Source organism: Agrobacterium sp. a22-2 (assembly GCF_012276985.1).
Taxonomy (GTDB): domain Bacteria; phylum Pseudomonadota; class Alphaproteobacteria; order Rhizobiales; family Rhizobiaceae; genus Allorhizobium.
Genome location: NZ_JAAXMM010000053.1, coordinates 1 through 465, shown reverse-complemented (window position 1 = coordinate 465; position 465 = coordinate 1). Strand labels below are relative to the sequence as shown.

General features: G+C 65.8%; 1 protein-coding gene. It reads left to right on the top strand.

Translation table 11 applies throughout. The annotated features are described in order from the left end of the window. Positions 1 to 465, top strand: a 465-nt coding sequence (locus HFC70_RS26335) for a trans-aconitate 2-methyltransferase (protein WP_168476294.1), incomplete at both ends; no start/stop codon positions are given.

The window sequence follows — 465 nt, the reverse complement described above, 5'->3', positions numbered from 1 at the left end:
GTTTCATTCTCTTCGCTGCTGGACTCCTGGGATCGCCAGCAGGCGGCTTACATCGCCGAACGCGAAGCGCGTTTTAACGCCCAACTGGACGTGCTGGCGCTGGCCGTCGGCCAGGATTTTCACGTGCTGGATCTGGCCTGTGGCCCGGGATCGCTGAGCCTGCGTATTTTGCAGCGTTTTCCGCAGGCCAGAGTGACCGCCATCGATCTCGATCCGCTGCTGCTGGCGGTGGCGCGCGGCGCGCTGGCGGCGTACGGCGATCGGATCCGCATTCTGCAGGCCGATCTGGCGGATCCTGCCTGTTTTTCCGTGCTGTCCGGCCCCACGCCGCAGGCGGCGGTGTCCAGCACGGCGCTGCACTGGCTGATGCCGGAGCAGCAGCTGGCGTTGTACCGTAACGTCGCCGGGCTGCTGGCCGCCGGCGGCGTATTCCTCAATGCCGATCATCAGCGCTATGACCACCGT